This window comes from Sphingomonas sp. Leaf9, from assembly GCF_001421355.1.
Lineage (GTDB): Bacteria > Pseudomonadota > Alphaproteobacteria > Sphingomonadales > Sphingomonadaceae > Sphingomonas.
In genome coordinates this window covers 256,155-272,607 of the sequence record NZ_LMKC01000005.1, presented here as the reverse complement: position 1 = coordinate 272,607, position 16,453 = coordinate 256,155, and the positions used below count along the sequence as shown (strand labels likewise).

General features: G+C 67.3%; 14 protein-coding genes. 11 read left to right on the top strand and 3 right to left on the bottom strand.

All coding sequences use genetic code 11. The features are described from left to right. Positions 1 to 51: 51 nt before the first annotated feature. Entirely contained in the window at positions 52 to 732 is a 681-nt protein-coding gene (locus tag ASE58_RS15015) for an HAD family hydrolase (protein WP_055823016.1), read from the top strand. 105 nt (positions 733 to 837) lie between these two features. On the opposite strand, the gene ASE58_RS15010 is transcribed toward ASE58_RS15015, so the two are convergent. Continuing rightward, on the bottom strand, positions 838 to 1,281 hold the full coding sequence (locus ASE58_RS15010) for a hypothetical protein (RefSeq protein WP_055823012.1): 444 nt from the start codon (positions 1,279 to 1,281) through the stop codon (positions 838 to 840). Between the two features lie 130 nt (positions 1,282 to 1,411). On the opposite strand from ASE58_RS15010, the gene ppc reads away from it, so the two are divergent. Together ppc and ASE58_RS15000 are read left to right on the top strand one after the other, a co-directional pair. Beyond that, positions 1,412 to 4,087: a phosphoenolpyruvate carboxylase gene (gene ppc / locus ASE58_RS15005; RefSeq protein WP_055823011.1), complete on the top strand. Its 2,676-nt coding sequence runs from the start codon at positions 1,412 to 1,414 to the stop codon at positions 4,085 to 4,087. Positions 4,088 to 4,397: 310 nt separating this feature from the next. Further along, a complete protein-coding gene (locus ASE58_RS15000; RefSeq protein WP_055823008.1) occupies positions 4,398 to 5,132 on the top strand; it encodes a MauE/DoxX family redox-associated membrane protein in 735 nt (244 codons plus the stop codon). Positions 5,133 to 5,178: 46 nt separating this feature from the next. Here ASE58_RS15000 and panC read toward each other — a convergent pair whose 3' ends face one another. Next, the gene (panC, locus tag ASE58_RS14995) at positions 5,179 to 6,018 is read right to left on the bottom strand and encodes a pantoate--beta-alanine ligase (RefSeq protein WP_055823005.1); all 840 of its coding nucleotides are present in this window, start codon (positions 6,016 to 6,018) and stop codon (positions 5,179 to 5,181) included. A gap of 84 nt (positions 6,019 to 6,102) precedes the next feature. Here panC and ASE58_RS14990 point away from each other — a divergent pair, with 84 nt between their 5' ends. The 6 genes from ASE58_RS14990 (at position 6,103) to ASE58_RS14965 (ending at position 11,057) form a co-directional block, all read left to right on the top strand. Continuing rightward, positions 6,103 to 6,900 carry a division plane positioning ATPase MipZ gene (locus tag ASE58_RS14990; protein ID WP_055762386.1) on the top strand — a complete coding sequence of 266 codons (798 nt, stop codon included), beginning with the start codon at positions 6,103 to 6,105 and terminating at the stop codon, positions 6,898 to 6,900. A 7-nt stretch (positions 6,901 to 6,907) separates the two neighbouring features. Continuing rightward, on the top strand, positions 6,908 to 7,162 hold the full coding sequence (locus ASE58_RS14985) for a J domain-containing protein (RefSeq protein ID WP_055762381.1): 255 nt from the start codon (positions 6,908 to 6,910) through the stop codon (positions 7,160 to 7,162). Between the two features lie 81 nt (positions 7,163 to 7,243). Then, positions 7,244 to 8,611 carry a phosphoglucomutase/phosphomannomutase PgmG gene (gene pgmG, locus ASE58_RS14980; protein ID WP_055823001.1) on the top strand — a complete coding sequence of 456 codons (1,368 nt, stop codon included), beginning with the start codon at positions 7,244 to 7,246 and terminating at the stop codon, positions 8,609 to 8,611. 153 nt (positions 8,612 to 8,764) lie between these two features. Beyond that, complete coding sequence (locus tag ASE58_RS14975) at positions 8,765 to 9,520, top strand: exonuclease domain-containing protein (protein ID WP_055822998.1); 756 nt, start codon at positions 8,765 to 8,767, stop codon at positions 9,518 to 9,520. A 5-nt stretch (positions 9,521 to 9,525) separates the two neighbouring features. After that, the gene (locus tag ASE58_RS14970; RefSeq protein WP_443024676.1) at positions 9,526 to 9,903 is read left to right on the top strand and encodes a hypothetical protein; all 378 of its coding nucleotides are present in this window, start codon (positions 9,526 to 9,528) and stop codon (positions 9,901 to 9,903) included. Positions 9,904 to 10,142: 239 nt separating this feature from the next. Then, complete coding sequence (locus ASE58_RS14965) at positions 10,143 to 11,057, top strand: LysR substrate-binding domain-containing protein (RefSeq protein ID WP_055823571.1); 915 nt, start codon at positions 10,143 to 10,145, stop codon at positions 11,055 to 11,057. A 91-nt stretch (positions 11,058 to 11,148) separates the two neighbouring features. On the opposite strand, the gene ASE58_RS14960 is transcribed toward ASE58_RS14965, so the two are convergent. After that, positions 11,149 to 13,884: a TonB-dependent receptor plug domain-containing protein gene (locus tag ASE58_RS14960; protein ID WP_200909379.1), complete on the bottom strand. Its 2,736-nt coding sequence runs from the start codon at positions 13,882 to 13,884 to the stop codon at positions 11,149 to 11,151. 236 nt (positions 13,885 to 14,120) lie between these two features. On the opposite strand from ASE58_RS14960, the gene ASE58_RS17600 reads away from it, so the two are divergent. After that, positions 14,121 to 16,010, top strand: a complete 1,890-nt coding sequence (locus tag ASE58_RS17600) for an isoaspartyl peptidase/L-asparaginase (protein ID WP_235513640.1) — start codon at positions 14,121 to 14,123, stop codon at positions 16,008 to 16,010. Next, positions 15,997 to 16,449 (top strand): Lrp/AsnC family transcriptional regulator, encoded by a 453-nt coding sequence (locus ASE58_RS14950; RefSeq protein WP_055822988.1) that lies wholly within the window; start codon positions 15,997 to 15,999, stop codon positions 16,447 to 16,449. Before ASE58_RS17600 ends, ASE58_RS14950 begins: the two co-directional genes overlap by 14 nt. The last annotated feature ends 4 nt before the right edge of the window (positions 16,450 to 16,453 follow it).

Here is a 16,453-nt window from a genome sequence, read left to right as displayed (position 1 = left end):
CCCCTCATCGGCGATTTGCGGCGTCGCGGCAAGGTGGTACGCGCAAGGCATATGGGCCATCCCGACCTCGCCATCTATGACATGGACAAGACCATCACCCGCGTCGCGACGTGGACGCCGTTCCTGCGCCATGCGTTGAAGGAACGCGGCCGGGGTGCGTTGTGGCTGCTGCCGATCGCGGGGATCGCGGTCGCCGGCTATGCCCTGAAATTCTATGGCCGCGACCGGTTGAAGGAACTGACCCACCGCCTGGTGCTGGGGCGCGCAGTGCCCGATGCGCGGCTGATCGAAACGGCGCGCGCCTTTGCCCGGGCGACGGTCGCGACCGGCCTGCTCGACGGCGCGCGGGCGCGGATCGAGGCGGATCGGGCGGAGGGGCGGATGCTGGTCCTCGCCACCGCGTCCTACCGATTCTATGCGCAGGAGATCGCGAACCTGCTGGGGTTCGACGCGGTGATCGCGACCGAAACGGCGCGGGGCGAGGGCGGCAACGTGCTGGCGCGGATCGATGGCGAGAATTGCTACGGCGTGGCCAAGCTGCGCGCGATCGAGGCATGGGCGGCCGGGCGCGGCATCGCGCGCGGCGACGTGGGCGTGCGCTTCTACAGCGACCATGTGTCCGACGCGCCGGTGTTCGAATGGGCCGACGAGCCGTTCCCGGTCAACGCCCACGCCCCGCTGAAGGCGCTGGCGCGCAAGCGGGGCTGGCCGGTCCTCGACTGGCGAAAGTAACGCACGGGGCAGAGGTTTCGGGATGGCGTGGCTCGTCGATGGACCCTGGATCGATCGGCTAAACGTTACGCAGGGCGAACGGTTCAATTCTTTGTGAGCGCCCGCTCACTTTTTTCGGGTGCCGAGTCGCTTGGCATTCGCCGTCGCCCTGGCATGGATCGGGGTCAGCGCGCGGCCGCCGGCGCCGATCATCCCCGCCGCCAGCCGCATCGCGCGGTCGCTGCCCGCCGCCATCTTGCCCGCCGTCGGCATCCGCCCGGCGGTACCGATCGACCAGGCGTCCTGCATCACCTGCAACCACAGCGTCTGCATCGCGGCCATGTCGTGGGCCAGCGAATCGCCCGCCTTGGCAAAGGCCGTCGCCTTTTCGGTGACCATGCCGGTCAGTTCGACATGATCGGCGGTCCACGGATTGCGCATCCCAGCATCGATCATCGGCATCCGCCGGTCGATCACCACGGCGGAGGCGGCCATGGTTTCCCAGAATTGCAGCCCGGTGCGCGCGGCATCGGTCCAGATCTGCCACCAGGCAGTCATCGGCGTCGGCATCGGTCAATTCCCTCGAACGGTTCGCCGCGAACACTCGCAGCGCCATGCGATCTACGCGATGGCCGGGGTTTAGGCCACCCGCGACATCGTGCCTTGACCGAAATCCTGCCGCATTGCAGCAAGTGTCCCCATGACGACTCTGCCCCCCATCACGAACAATCCCGACATCCGCTTCCTCGGCCGGCTGCTGGGCGATGTCATCCGCACCTATGGCGGCGACGCGCTGTTCAAGCGGATCGAGCATATCCGCTCCACCTCGGTCGACCGGCATCGCGGAGTCGCGGGGGCGGACGGGATCGACCTGGGGCTCGACAGCCTCAGCCTCGACGACACGATCGCGTTCGTGCGCGGGTTCATGCTGTTCTCGATGCTCGCCAACCTGGCCGAGGACCGGCAGGGCATCGCCGCCGAGCCCGGCGCGGACGTCGCCACCGCGATCGAAAAGCTGAAGGCCGAGGGGATCGGCGCGGATGCGGTGCGGGCGCTCCTCGACCACGCGCTGATCGCGCCGGTGCTGACCGCGCACCCGACCGAGGTGCGGCGCAAGTCGATGATCGACCACAAGAACCGCATCGCCGACCTGCTGGCGTTGAAGGATCAGGGTCGCGACGAGACGCCGGAAGGCGACCGGGTGGACGAGGCGATCCTGCGCCAGATCGCGCTGCTGTGGCAGACCCGCGTGCTGCGGCGTGAGCGGCTGTATGTCGCGGACGAGGTGGAGACGGCGCTCAGCTATCTGCGCGACATCTTCCTCCCTACGCTGCCCGCGCTCTACGCCCGGTGGGAGCGCGTGCTGGGCGAGCGGCCGCCATCGTTCCTGAAGCCCGGCAGCTGGATCGGCGGCGACCGCGACGGCAATCCGTTCGTCGATGCGCCGGCAATGCGCCTGGCGCTGGCCAAGGCGGCGGAGGCGGTGCTCGGCTATTATCTCGATCAGCTGCACAGCCTGGGCGCGGAACTGTCGATTTCGACCGAGCATGTCGCGGTGGACGACGCGATCGCGGCGCTGGCCGACAAGAGCGGCGACAATGCGCTCAGCCGCGCCGACGAACCATTCCGTCGCGCGATCAGCGGTGTCTATGCGCGCCTCGCCGCGACGCATCAGAAACTGACTGGCAAGGTCGCGCCGCGTCCGGGTAACTTGACCGGCGAGCCCTATGCCGATCCGGCGGCGTTCCGCGCCGATCTGGCGACGCTGGCGCGCGGGCTGGTGCAGGAGGGCAATGGCCCGTTGTCGACCGGCGGGGCGCTGGGGCGCCTGATCCGCGCGGTCGAGACGTTCGGCTTCCACCTCGCCACGCTCGACATGCGGCAGAACAGCGTGATCCATGAGAGCGTCGTCGCCGAGCTGCTGCAGGTCGCCGGGGTCGAGGCGGATTACCAGGCGCTGGACGAAGACGCGCGGGTCGCGCTGCTGCGGCGCGAGCTGGAAAGCCCCCGCCCGCTGGTCAGCCCCTATGCCGAATATTCGGAACAGACCGCCTCCGAACTGGCGATCCTGCGCGAAGCCGCCGCCGCCCATGCCCGCTACGGCCGCGAGTGCATCCGCCATTACATCGTGTCGATGGCGCAGTCGGTGTCGGACCTGCTCGAAGTCCATCTGCTGCTGAAGGAATCGGGGCTGTACGTGCCGGGCGCGGAGCCGCAGGCGCATATCATGGCGATCCCGCTGTTCGAGACGGTCGCCGATCTGGAGGCCGCGCCGGAGATCATGACGAAGTGGCTGGCGCTGCCCGAGGTCGCCGCGATCGCGCGGAGGCGGGGGCACCAGGAAGTGATGATCGGCTATTCCGATTCGAACAAGGATGGCGGGTATCTTACCTCCACCTGGCAGCTGTCGAAGGGTTCGACCGCGCTGGCGCCGGTGTTCGAGGAGGCCGGCATCGGGATGCAGCTGTTCCACGGGCGCGGCGGTGCGGTCGGGCGTGGCGGCGGGTCGTCGTTCGCCGCGATCCGGGCGCAGCCGCACGACACGGTGCAGGGCCGCATCCGCATCACCGAACAGGGCGAGGTGATCGCCGCGAAATACGGCACCCGCGACAGTGCGGTCACGAACCTAGAGGCGATGACGTCGGCGACCTTGCTCGCCAGCCTAGAGCCGGAAACGCTGTCGCCGGCCGATGCGGCGCGCTTTGCCGCGGCGATGGACGCGCTGTCGGATACGGCGTTCAAGACCTATCGCGGCCTCGTCTACGGCACCGAAGGCTTCACGACCTTCTTCCGCCAGGCGACGCCGATCGCCGAGATCGCCGGCCTGAAGATCGGGTCGCGTCCGGCCAGCCGGAAGAAGTCCGACGCGATCGAGGATCTGCGCGCGATCCCGTGGGTGTTCAGCTGGGCACAGGCGCGGATCATGCTGCCGGGCTGGTACGGCGTCGGCGCGGCGCTGACCGGGTTCGAGGACAAGGGGCTGCTGCGCGAGATGGCGAGCGCATGGCCGCTGTTCGCCGCGACGCTGGCCAATATGGAGATGGTGTTGGCCAAGTCCGACATGGACGTCGCGGCGCGCTATGCCGGGTTGGTCGAGGACAGGGCGCTGGGGCAGGCGATCTTCGGACGTATCCGCGACGGCTGGCAGGCGACGCATGACGGGCTGCTGTCGGTCACGCGCCAGACCCGGCTGCTGGAGAAAAGCCCGGCGCTGGAGGCGTCGATCCGGCTGCGCACGCCCTATATCGAGCCGCTGAACCTGTTGCAGATCGAACTGCTCAAGCGTCACCGTGCGGGCGAGGCCGATGCACGGATCGGCGAGGGGATATTGCTGTCGATCAATGCGATCGCGACGGCGCTGCGTAACAGCGGGTAGGGCAAGTCGGTCGGGGCGCGAGCGTCGCGCGTGACGGGTCGTTGAAAAATAACGGTTTTTCGGCCAAAGTTCACAAAGTTCACACTCGTGGCGTTTTATGTCCGTCATGCCGGGCCTGACCCGGGGGCCTGCTTTTTTCTGCCGTCGACGAGAAGCGGGACCCCGGATCAAGTCCGGGGTGACGCGGATGTGGTGTCGGCCCTGTCAAAGAACCGCCGGAGCCTGACAGGTGGGCGCGCTGTAGGAAAGGCGCTCCTGCGGGGTTCCGGCCCGGCGTGCGTATCCCATATGCCGAGGGCAAGGAGGACGCATGGCGAAGACCGCTACCCTGTACCGCATGGTGATGCCCGATCATGTCTGTCCGTTCGGACGGCGGGCGCTCGACCTGTTGCAGCGGCATGGCTACACGGTTGACGACCGGCACCTGACGACGCGCGAAGCGGTCGATGCCTTCAAGGCCGAACACGGCGTGAAGACCACGCCGCAGACGTTTGTCGATGGCGAGCGGATCGGCGGGCATGACGATCTGCGCCGGTTCCTGGGACTGAAGGTCCGCGATCCCAAGGCGACGACCTATGCCCCGGTCGCGGCGATTTTCGGCATGGCGGCGGCGATTGCCGGGGCGGCGAGCTTTTCGGCGTTCGGCGACGTGTTCACGATGCGGGCGGGCGAGTGGTTTGTCGGCATAGCCATGTGCCTGTTATCGCTGCAGAAACTGCGCGACATTGACGGCTTCGCCAATGGGTTCCTGAACTATGACCTGCTGGCGCAGCGGGTGGTGCGCTATGCGTGGGTCTATCCGTGGGCCGAGGGGCTGGCGGGGGTGTTGATGATCGCCGGGGCACTGCTGTGGATCGCGATCCCCGTGGCACTGGTGATCGGGTCGATCGGCGCGGTGTCGGTGGTGAAGGCGGTCTATATCGAGCGGCGTTCGCTGAAATGCGCGTGCGTCGGCGGGAATAGCAATGTCCCGCTGGGGTTCGTGTCGCTGCTGGAGAATGTGCTGATGGTGGCGATGGCGGTGTGGATGCTGGCGCGGATGTGATCCTGCCCGAACCGTCACCCCGGCCTGCGCCGGGGCGACGGCACGGTCATGCGAAATCCACCGCGATATTGTCGATCAGCCGCGTGGTGCCGATCCGGGCGGCGGCAAGCAGGCGGGCGGGCTGGCCGCGGACGGGATCGCGCAGCGTGTCGGCGTCGACCAGCGTCACATAGTCGGGGTCGAAGCCCGCGCGGGCCAGCGTCGCGATGGCGGCGGACAGCGCGGTCGCCACATCGTCGCCGCGCTCGATCGCGCGTTTGGCGACGCCCATCGCGCGCGGCAGGGTGACGGCGCGGGCGCGTTCGTCATCGTCGAGATAGATGTTGCGCGAGGAGAGGGCGAGGCCGTCATCCTCGCGCTGGGTCGGCACGCCGACGATCTCCACGCCCAGGTCGAGGTCGGCGGTCATCCGGCGGACGACGGCCAGCTGCTGGAAATCCTTTTCACCGAACAGCGCGACGGCCGGACGGACCTGCCCGAACAGCTTCGCGACGACGGTCGCCACACCATCGAAATGGCCGGGGCGGTGGGCACCGTCCAGCACCTCGCTGACGCCGGCCACGCTAACGTTCGTGGCGAAGCCCGTGGGGTACATCTCCTCCAGCTCGGGCGCCCACAGGATGTCGACGCCGGCCTCGGTCAGCATCTGCGCATCGGTCGCCTCCCGCCGGGGATAGCGGGCGAGGTCCTCGTTCGGGCCGAACTGCTTCGGGTTCACGAAGATCGAGACGACGACGCGCGGGGCAAGGCGGCGGGCGGCATCGACCAGCGCCATGTGCCCGGCGTGGAGTGCGCCCATGGTCGGCACCAGCGCCACGGCCTCGTCCGCTGCGGCATAGGCGGCGAGGGCCTCGCGAAGCGCCTCCAGTCGACGGATAATTTGCACGGCCGATGGCCCTTCGATATGGACGGGGGAGGCGGCTTCTATGGGGCAAGCCGCCGCGGATCAACAAGCTTGGGTTAGTGCGCTTTGGACGAAGCTTCGGATCGATTGCACGTCATCGTGTTCGCCAATGAAAAGGGCGGCACCGGCAAGTCGACGACGGCGGTACACGTCGCCATCGCGCTGGCCGCAAAGGGCGCGCGTGTCGCCTGTTTCGACCTTGACCATCGTCAGCGGACGCTGGGGCGCTATCTCGACAATCGTGCCGAGACGATCAAGCGCACCGGTCGCAACCTGCCCATGCCGGTCTATGAAACCCATGACGGCGAAAGCATGGCGTGGTTCAACGACTGTCTGGGGCGGTTGGGCGAGCAGGCCGAATATATGGTCATCGACACGCCGGGCCGCGACGATCGCTTCGCGCGGATCGCGGTGACGAACGCCGACACGCTGGTCACGCCGATGAACGACAGCTTCGTCGATTTCGACCTGATCGGGCAGGTCGACCCGGATACGTTCAAGGTGACGCGGCCCAGCTTCTATTCCGAACTGATCTGGGAAACGCGCAAGCACCGCGCGAAGATCGACGGGTCGACGATCGACTGGGTCGTGCTGCGCAACCGGTTGCAGCATATCGAGGCGCGCAACATGCGCCGCGTGTCGGAGGCGATCAATTCGCTGTCGAAGCGGGTCGGGTTTCGCGTCACGCCGGGCCTGTCCGAACGTGTGATCTATCGCGAGCTGTTTCCCTCGGGCCTGACCATGCTCGACCGCAACGAATTCGGCGAAATGGGGCTGGCGCATGTCGCCGCGCGGCAGGAGCTGCGCGAGATGATGGGCGGATTGCAGCTGCCCGAACCGGCCGGTTCGTCGCTCGTCGTCTGACGAACCCATGGTCAAGCTGGTCCTGATCCTGTCGCTGCTGATCGCGTTCTGGCTGTGGCAGCGCGCCAAGCCGAAAAAGGTCGGCAGCGAGGCGGAGGCGCGGGCGATCCTGGGCGTCGGGGCAGGGGCGAAGGCGCCGGAGATTCGCGCGGCGCACCGGCGGTTGATGCAGGCGGTGCATCCCGATCGCGGCGGCTCGGCCGATCTGGCGCGGCGGATCAATGCCGCGCGCGACGTGCTGCTGGGGCGGCTTCGGCACTGATCTTTTCCAAAAAGACGACCCTACTCAGCCCGGCCGCTTGGGCATAAGGTCGCCGGCCCCGCAATCGACAGGATGTCGCCTATGTCCCACAATTTCCACGCAAGTTCGCTGCGCGAGTACGATATTCGCGGCATCGTCGGGCGGACGTTGGGCGTGGACGATGCGCGGGCGATCGGGCGGTGTTTCGCCACGCTGCTGCGCCGCGCGGGCGGTACGCGGGTGGTGGTCAGCCGCGACGGACGGCTGTCGTCGCCCGAACTGGAAGTGGCGCTGGTCGAGGGGCTGACGCAGAGCGGCGTCGATGTGGTTCGCATCGGGCTGGCGCCGACGCCGATGCTATATCATGCAGAAGCGGTGCTGGAGGTCGATGGCGGCATACAGATAACCGGCAGCCATAATCCCGCCGAGTATAACGGCTTCAAGATGGTGATGCAGCGGCGTCCGTTCTTCGGGGCCGATATCCAGCGGATCGGCGCCATGGCGGCGGCGGGCGAATGGGACGACGGGGACGGCTCCGTTTCGGACCATGATTTCACCGACACCTATGTCGGCCGGCTGATCGCGGGCTATGCCGGGGGCAGCTATCGCATCGGCTGGGATGCCGGCAACGGCGCGGCCGGGCCGGTGATCGAGCGGCTGGTCCAGCTGTTGCCGGGCGAGCATCACCTGCTGTTTACGAACGTCGACGGGCATTTTCCGAACCACCATCCCGATCCTACCGAAGTCGAAAATCTGGTCGATCTGCAACGGCTTGTCGCCGAGAAGCAGCTCGATTTCGGACTGGCTTTCGATGGCGATGGCGACCGGATCGGCGCGGTCGACGGGCAGGGACGGGTGCTGTGGGGCGACCAGCTGCTCGCGATCCTTGCCGAACCGGCACTGAAGGAAACGCCGGGCGCGACGATCATCGCCGATGTGAAGGCCAGCCAGGCGCTGTTCGATCGCATCGCCGAATTGGGCGGCACGCCACTGATGTGGAAGACCGGGCACAGCCCGATGAAGACCAAGATGCACGAAACCGGCGCGCCGCTGGCCGCCGAAATGTCGGGCCATATCTTTTTCGGGGGCGACGAATACGGCTTCGACGATGCGCCCTACGGCGCGGTGCGGCTGATCCGGGCGATCCATTTGAGCGGGCGGTCGCTGAGCGAGCTGCACGATGCCATGCCGGAGATGGTGAATACGCCGGAGTTGCGGTTCCGGGTCAGCGAAGAGCGCAAGTTCGCGGTGATCGACGAAGTGCTGGCGCGATTGGCGGCGGCGGGGGCCGACGTCAACACGACCGACGGCGCACGGGTGACGACGGCGGATGGCTGGTGGCTGTTGCGCGCGTCGAATACGCAGGACGTGCTGACCGCGCGGGCCGAAGCGCGTGACGAGGCGGGGTTGGCGCGGTTGCTGGCGGCGGTGGATGCGCAGTTGGCGGCTTCGGGCGTGGCGCGGGGGTAGGGCGCTCGCCCTCACCCTTCCCACCCGGCTGCGCCGGGCGGGCCGCTTCCCTCTCCCGTGGGGAGAGGGAGGGAGCGGCGTAGCCGCGGAAGGGTGAGGGTGCTTCGTCCCACCGGGGTGGCTTTTCCGGCCCGGACGCGCCATCTGGAGCCTATGGCCCAAGCGCAGATCATCCGTGTCGTCGACCTCGAAACCACGGGGCAGGCCCCGCCGGTGCATGGCGTGTGCGAGGTCGGCTGGCAGGACGTGGCGCTGGGCGAGGACGGGCGCTGGGAATTGTCGGGCGAGGGCGGGCAGCATTTCGTCAATCCCGGCCGCCCGATTCCGCCGGTGACGCAGGCGGTGCACCACATCCTCGACGAACAGGTCGCCGATGCGCCGTTCTGGCAGGATATCGCCCGGCGCGTGCTGGACCCCTATCCGCGGCGCATTGCGCTCGCGGCGCATCGCGCGGATTTCGAACAGAAATTCTGTACCGCGCAGCTGACGCATGGCGCCGACTGGATTTGCACGTGGAAGTGCGCGATGCGGTTGTGGCCGGATTCGCCGGGCTTTTCCAACCAGATGCTGCGCTACTGGCGCAAGCCCTACGGGATGGAGCATGAGCGCGGCCTGCCGGCGCACCGCGCGTTTCCCGATGCCTATGTGACCGCATTCCACCTGCGCGACATGCTGAACGAGGCGTCGATCGCGCAGCTGCTCGACTGGTCGCGCCAGCCCGGATTGCTGCCGCGCGTGCGCTATGGCCCCGATCGCGGGCGGGCATGGACCGAGATCGACGACGATTCGCTCGACGGGTTCCTGACCGATCGCGACGAGGATGTGCGCTTCACCGCCGAAACCGAACTGGCGCGGCGGCAGGGTGGTGGCGAGGTCAAGCGGACCCGCAACGACTGGCTGCTGCTGTGACGCCGATGCAGGTCGTGCGGGTGCACTGCCCGGTGTCGGCGAACGTGCTGGCGCGGTTGCAGGCGGGCGAGGCGGCGGCGCTGGCCGACGATGCGCTGCTGTCCGCCGTGGTCGGCGTGATCCGGGGCAGCGATGTGCTGGGCGCGATCGGGCCGTATCGCGGGGTGTTCGAACTTGGCTTCGGGCTGGAGAGCTTCGTGCCGCAGGCCGACGCGGTGCCGACGACCGGGCGTGCGGGTGAGCCGGCGGTGGTGCCGACCGTGGTGGTCAAGAGCTATGCCGCCGAGGGCGCGGATATCGCGGCGGAACTGGCGGCGATCGTCGCAGCGCATCCGTGGGAAGTGCCGGTGATCGAGGTGGGGTCGGTGGTGCTGGCGGGGTAGGCCCGCGCATTCCCTGCCTACCCCCTCCCGTTTGCTTCGAGCCTGTCGAGAAGACGGTGCCCCAAACTGCCGGGTTCTCGACGGACGCTTCTCGACAGGCTCGAAGTTGCTCGAACCGAACGGATTTGGTGATGGCCAGGATATCGCGTTGATGCGCGGTTGGCATGATCCGCTTGCCGTCACCGGCGGGCGGTGCCAGCGTTGACGCCGAACGCACCACTGCAATCGGCCCATCCTTCATGCCCAACGATCATCACGACGTTCACCGCCGCGAACTCCCGCCCCTCCCCGCGCTCGCCAGTTTCCTGGCAGCGGTGGAGACCAGCAGCTTTTCGCGCGCGGCCAAGCGGATGGCGCTGACGCAGAGCGCGATCAGCCGGCAGATCGCGCTGCTGGAGGACTGGTTGGGCGTGCCGTTGTTCGAACGGCGCGGGCGGCGGGTGACGCCGACCCCGGCGGCGCTGGCCTATGCCGAGGCGGTGGGGCCGGCGGTCGAGAAGCTGCGCAGCGCGACGCGGCGGTTGCTGACCCCGGTGGCCGATCGCGCGCTCACCATCGCGACCTTGCCCAGTTTCGGGATGCGGTGGCTGGCGCCGCGCCTGCCGGGGCTGACCGCGCGGCATCCGGAGCTGCTCGTCAATTTCGCCGCAAGGTCCTATCCGTTCGATTTCGCCGAGGAGCGGTTCGACGCGGCGATCCATTTCGGGCTGCCCGACTGGGCGGGGGCGGACCATGCGCTGCTGTTCCATGAGGATGTGGTGGCGGTGTGTTCGCCCGACTGGCTGGCGCGCAACCCGGTGGCGACGCCCGCCGACCTGCTGGCGCATCCGTTATTGTCGCTGGAGGCGCGGCCCGATGCGTGGGGACGCTGGTTTGCCGCCGCCGGTTTGGCCGATGCGGCGATCGGCGAGGGGCCGGTGTACGAACATTTCCTGATGCTGGCCCATGCCGCGGCGGCGGGGATGGGGGTGGCGCTGATTCCGTCGTTCCTGATCCGGCCGGAGCTGGAATCGGGCGCGCTGGTGACGCCGCTCGACGTAACGCTGAGCGCGTCGGAAGCCTATTACCTGGTATGGCCGCGCAGCAGCAGCCACAGTCCGTTGTTCGACCGGTTCCGGCAGTGGTTGCTGGAGGAGGCGGGGGCGGAGGCGTGAGCTTTGCATCCGGGGTCCCGCTCTTTCCTCCAGAAAGAAGCAGCGGGACCCCGGATCAAGTCCGGGGTGACGATGAAGGGGGACGTGTCCCTTACAGCGGCTTGCCGCCCATCTTCCACGTCAGCTGCACCGCATAGCTGCGGCCGATCGCGTCGAACCACGAGATGTCGTAATAGGGATAGGACGCATAGGTCGGGTCGCGCACCGGGCCCTGGTCGAACAGGTTGGTGACGGTCCCGGTCAGGCGCAGGCGTTCGTTGATGTCGTAGCGTGCCGACAGGTTGAACAGGTAGCTGGCCCGGATGAAGGCGTCCTGATCGTAATTGGGCAGCTTGCCCAGCCGCAGGCCGGTGAGCGTGGTCGAGAAATCGGCGAGGCTCCACGTCAGGCTGGCGGTGCCCTTTTCGCGCGGGATGTCGAAATTGCTGTCGAGTGCGAACTTGTTGATGATCGGGTCGCCCGGATACTGCCGCACGGTGTGGTTGAACACATAGGTATAGCCGCCCGACAGCGCGAATTCGCCGATCGCGGCGGTCGGCAGGCGGAAATTGGCGGCGATGTCGATGCCGTCGGTGGTCTCCTCCGCGACGTTGATCGGATTGACCGCCACCGCCTGTAGCTGTCCGGCAAGCGCCCCGCTGGTATAGCGGATCACGCGGGCGAGCGCGTCGCGGCAGGTCGGCGACGACGCATCGGCCCCGCCGCCGGTGCGGCAGCGTGATTCGTCGCGCAGCACCGAATCGATGCTGATGTCGCGCACCTGATCCTTCATCTTCACCCGGAAATAATCGACCGACAGGTCGATGCGGTTCGACGGCTGCCACACGATCCCGGCGTTGAGCGAGGTCGAGGTTTCGGGCTGCAGCTGGCGATTGCCGGTCTTGCGGGCGATGATCGTCTGGTCGGAATAGCTGCAATCGCCGATCGTCTCGTTCGGCTCCTCGACACGGCAGAGATAATAGTCGGTGGCGGAGGGATGGGTGTTGCCCGGCCCCCGGAACACATAGTTGAGGTCGGGCGCGCGGAAGCCGGTGCCATAGGCGGCGCGCAGCAACAACCGCCGGGTCGGGCGGATTTCGCTGCCGATATTATAGGTGAAGCGGCCGAAATTATTGCCGGCGATGTGGAAGCTGTCATAGCGGCCCGCAGTGCTCAGTTGCAGGAACGACAGCACCGGCACGCGGAATTCATAGCCGAGGCCCCAGCGGCTGCGCGACCCGCTGCCGTCCGAATCGACCAGCCCGACATAATAGTTGGTCAGCGTCAGCGGATCGGGGTTGAGGTCGTAGCCCTGCTTGCCGGCCTCCGCGACGAACGCGAAGCCGACCGGGCCGGCGGGCAGCTGGAACAGGTCGGTGGTGTTGAGCGATCCGGCCAGCGTGTCGGTCCACGAGCGCGGCTTGTAGAGCGAATCGACCGAAATCGAGCGATATTCCTCCGGCGTCAGCGGTTTGTAGAGGCGGCGGACATCGGCGTTGAAGATCGCATAGCCGGTGGCCGGATCGACCCCCTGCTGTGCCCCAAGGAACAGCGCGTTCGATTTGGAAATGACGATTTCGGGGAAGGTGACGCGCGAGGTGTATTGCGCGTGGTTGAACGACACCTCGTATTTCCACTTGTCGTTCCGGCCGAACTGGCCGCGAATGCCGGGCGTGATGTTGAAGGTGATCGACCGATTACGGGTCATGCCGTTTTGGAATCCGCCGATTTCCTCCGGCGTGAACTGGCGCGTCCAGTTGTCGAGTTGCAACCCGCTGTCGGTCGCGTCGGGGGACAGGTTGGGGTTGAAGAAGGTGCCCTCTTCATTGCCGTCGGGCGAGACATAGTACCAGCTCTTGAAGCGGCGGAAGAGCTTCAGCTTCGAATAGCTGAATTGCAGGTCGGCGAACAGTTCGGTGCCGCCGCCCAGGTCATAGCCCATCGAGCTATAGGCGGTGACTGCCTTCCGCTCGGAAATCATCGTGCCGTACGCGACCGATTCATTGCTGCCGCAGAACTGGCCGTAGCGGCGACGATTGGCGTAGTAGATCGTGCCCTGGTTGAGCGACGACAGGGCGCTGCACGTCGCCTGGCCCGGATCGAGATAGTTCGCGTCTTCGTCCGCGCGCAGGAAGGTGCGCTGCGCCAGCGGGGTCGCGGTGGTGGGGTTGTCGGCCGTCGAATCCTGCCGCTTGCGCTGATACTGCCACAGCGGGCGCTGGTTCAGCAATTCGATGCCGGCGACGCCGTGGAAGCCGCCGGTTTCCCAGCCGGTCGTCGCCATCAGCCGGTACGCTTCGCCACCGCCATGTTCGGTGTCGCTGTAGCGCAGGTCGATGCGGGTGCCGTCGGGCTTGGTCTTCAGCTGGAAATTGACGACGCCGGCGATCGCGTCGGAGCCGTAGATGGCCGACGCGCTGCCGCTCAGCACCTCGACCCGTTCGATCAGGCCGACGGGGATGTTCGAGATATCGGTGAAGTTGCTGTTGCCCTGAAACGGCAGCGGGAAATCGGCGATGCGGCGCCCGTTGACCAGCACCAGCGTGTGATTGGGACCAAGGCCGCGCAGGTCGACCTGTTGCGCGCCGGGGCTGAAGCTGGCGCCCGAGGCGCTCTGCTGGCCCTGCGTCTCACCGCTATTCTGGGTCAGGCTGCGCAGCACGTCGGGGACGCTGAGGAAACCGCCCTTCAATATGTCTTCGGACGTGACGACGGTGACCGGTGCCGGGCCTTCCTTCTGCACGCGGGGGATGCGCGATCCCAGCACGACGATTTCGTCCGATGCGTCCGCGCCCGGCGGGGTCGTCGGCAGGTCCTGCGCCAGCGCGCTGCCCACCATCGCCATCATGCCCGTGCCTGCCAGCCCCGTACCCGCCAGCCAACGTGCGATCCCATTCCCCCGCATTATAATACTCCCCGATCATGCCCCGATACGCAATCATAATGCCATGGACTTCTGACATATTGAAATATAAAAACGTCATGTTGATCCGGCGTGGCGGTAATTTGATGGGGAGTGTGGCCTTGCGACACTATGGTTTGGGCATCGCGTTGATATGCGGGGGAATTGTATCGGCCGCTCCGATGGCGTGGGCGCAGCAGGTGGCGGAGTCGGTCGCGGGCGCGCGCTTTTTCGTGACCGGCGACCCTGCCAAACTCCGCCGTGCCGTACCGTCGCAGGGGCTGATGCTGATGGGCGGCGGTGACTGGGACAGCCAAGCGTTCGCATGGTTCGCCAAGAAGGCGGGATATGGCCATATCCTGATCCTGCGCACGTCGGGCGATGGCGAGGGCGGGCGCGAGATGTTTGCCGAGATGGCGGGCGTCCAGTCGGTGTCGACCATCTTGTTCACCGACCGCGCGGCATCGACCGACCCCCGCGTGCTGGCGGCGATCGCGAAGGCCGACGGCATCTTTCTGGCCGGTGGTGACCAGGCGAAATATGTCCGCTTCTGGCAGGGGACGCCGGTTGCAAAGGCGCTCGACGCGCATGTCGCGGCGGGCAAGCCGATCGCGGGGACCAGTGCCGGCCTCGCCGTGCTGGGCGGCACCGCCTATGGCGCGACGGACGGGGGCAGCATCGATTCGTTCAAGGCGCTGTCCGACCCGCTGGGCGATGCGGTGACGCTGGTGCGCGATTTCCTGCACATGCCGCGCATGGCCCATGTCGTGACCGATACGCATTTCAACCAGCGCGACCGGTTGGGGCGGCTGATCGCGTTCGTGGCGAAGGCGCGGGCAACCGGCGATCCGACTGCGATCGGGCTGGGCGTGGATGAAAAGGGCGCGCTGTGCGTCGATGGCGATGGCCGGGCGACCTATCGCGGGCCGGCGAACACCCATGCGTGGCTGGTCCAGCCCAAGGGGGTGCCGGCGCTGGTGAAGGGCAAGCCGCTCGACTGGAGCGACATCCGCGTCACCGGGATCGCGCCGGGTGGGACGATCGACCTGAACCGGATGACGGTGCCCAAGCCCGCATTTGCCGGCACGGCGAAGGTGGTGGCGGGGAAGCTGATCGACGCGCCGCTGCCGCCCGGTGGCCACTGGTCGCTGGCGATCCATGGCGGGGCGGGGGTGATCCCCAAGGGGTCGCTGACCCCCGAGCAGGAGCGCGCCTATCGCGCCGGGCTGAACGCCGCGCTTAACGCCGGGTCGGCGGTGCTGGCGAAGGGCGGTTCCAGCCTCGATGCGGTGCAGGCGGCGGTCAAGGTGCTGGAGGACGATCCCAACTTCAATGCCGGACGCGGCGCGGTGTTCGATGCGGAGGGGAAGAACCAGCTTGATGCCGCGATCATGGACGGGGCGACGTTGCGTGGCGGCGCCGTCGCCGGGGTGAGCGCGACCAGGAACCCCGTCGTGCTGGCGCGCGCGGTGATGGAGCATAGCCGCCATGTCCTGTTGACCGGCACCGGCGCGGACCAGTTCGCGCGCGAACAGGGGGTGGAGCAGGTCGATCCATCCTATTTCCGCACCGACAAGCGCTGGCGCGAATATCTGGAATGGAAGCGTGACGAGGATCACGCCGCGCTCGACCCGACCCACCGCTTCGGCACGGTGGGGGCAGTGGCGCGCGACCAGCGCGGGCATCTGGCCGCCGCGACCTCGACCGGCGGGCTGACCGGCAAGCGCTGGGGCCGGATCGGCGATTCGCCGATCATCGGGGCGGGCACCTATGCGATGGACAAGACCTGCGCGGTGTCGGCGACCGGCGCCGGCGAATTCTTCATCCGGCAGGTCGCCGCGCGCCAGATTTGCGACCGGGTGCAGTGGAAGGGGCAGGATATCGGCGCGGCGGCCAGCGACACGATCGGCGAGGTGGGCGAGATCGGCGGCGATGGCGGCCTGATCGCGATGGACGGTAGCGGACGCATCGCCTTCGCGATGAACAGCGACGGCATGTATCGTGGTAGCGTGGCGGATGACCAAGCCCCACGTACCGCCATCTATGCGGGAGAAATGGATGTCGGCCGATAGTTCGAACCCGTCGAAGCGCGAACTCGACACGCGGTTGCTGGCGCTGCTGCGGCAGGATTCGCGCGTGCCCGTGTCCGAACTGGCCCATGCGCTGAACGTGTCGCGCGCGCATGTCTATGCCAGCATCGCGCGGATGGAGCAGGACGGCACGATCGACGGCTATACCGTGCGGCTGGGCGAGGCGCATGACCGGCGCATGGTGCGCGCGCATGTGATGATGACGACGCTGCCCAAATTGCTGGTCGAGACGAACGAGGCGCTGGCCGCCATCCCCGAGCTGACCGGGCTGTATGCGATTGCCGGCGAATATGACCTGATCGCGATGGTCGAGGCGCCGAGCCTCGAACGGCTGAACGACGTGATCGACGCGATCGGGCGGCTGGAGGGGATCGGGCGGACGACGTCGGCGGTGGTGCTGGCGACGCGGTTGCGGCGGTAGCGGG